Annotated in this window: 1 protein-coding gene; it reads left to right on the top strand. The window is 67.3% G+C overall.

Annotation, left to right across the window (positions count from 1 at the left end):
* Window positions 1-128: 128 nt before the first annotated feature.
* The gene (locus tag ACXJMZ_RS37300) at window positions 129-878 is read left to right on the top strand and encodes a transposase family protein (RefSeq protein WP_457034430.1); all 750 of its coding nucleotides are present in this window, start codon (window positions 129-131) and stop codon (window positions 876-878) included.
* Window positions 879-887 lie beyond the last annotated feature (9 nt).

The raw sequence follows: 887 nt of genomic DNA, 5'->3' as shown, positions 1-887 counted from the left end.
TGAGCCTTTTCAGCTCGGTACCTGATCGGGTGATCTGACGGATCGAGCGGATGTTCGGCGCTACAGACAGGGCCTCCTGGCCGTTGAGCAGGTTCTCTACGCCTCAACTCGTCAGCCGGGAAGCCCCGTTGGTCGCATATCCTGCCGCACTCGACCTGCCCCACGCACTCGTCGAGCTGGTCACCATGCTGATCGTCACCCGAGAGGGTGACCGCCGGTGCAAACTCCCGCCCCACCAACGAGCCCTGCTCGCCCTGGTCTACCTACGCAAGCACGACACCCTCGCCCAGCTCGCGGCCGGCTTCCGGATCAGCGTCGGCACCGCCCACGCCTACGTGCGGGCAGTCGTCGACCTTCTCGCCGAACACGCGCCGGACCTGGCCGAGACCCTCAGCGCCGCACAGCCGGCGTACGTACTGGTCGACGGCACCCTCGCCGAATGCGACCGCGTCGGCGACAGCGAGGGCGACTACTCCGGCAAGCACCGTCGCCACGGCGTGAACATCCAGGTGGTCACCGACCCCACAGGAACGATCCTGTGGTTCTCACCCGCACTGCCGGGCCGCACCGCGGACCTGACGGCCGCCCGCACCCACCGCATCATCACGATCTGCGAGGAACTCGGGATCCCTGTCCTCGCAGACAAGGGCTACGTCGGCGCCGGCGGCACGTTCGAGACCCCGATCAAACGCACCGCCGGATGCGAACTGCCCGACAAGTACCGGGCGTTCAACAAGGTCCATGCCCGCCTGCGGGTCGCCGTCGAGCGCGCTTTCGCCCGGCTCAAAACCTGGCGGATCTTCCGCCACGCCCGCTGCAGCCCGAACTGGCTCACGTCAGCCGTCGCAGCGATCCTCACCCTCACGGTCTACAGCTGAAAAGGCTCA

Source organism: Kitasatospora sp. P5_F3 (assembly GCF_054049135.1).
This window is presented reverse-complemented; position numbering and strand designations above follow the sequence as displayed.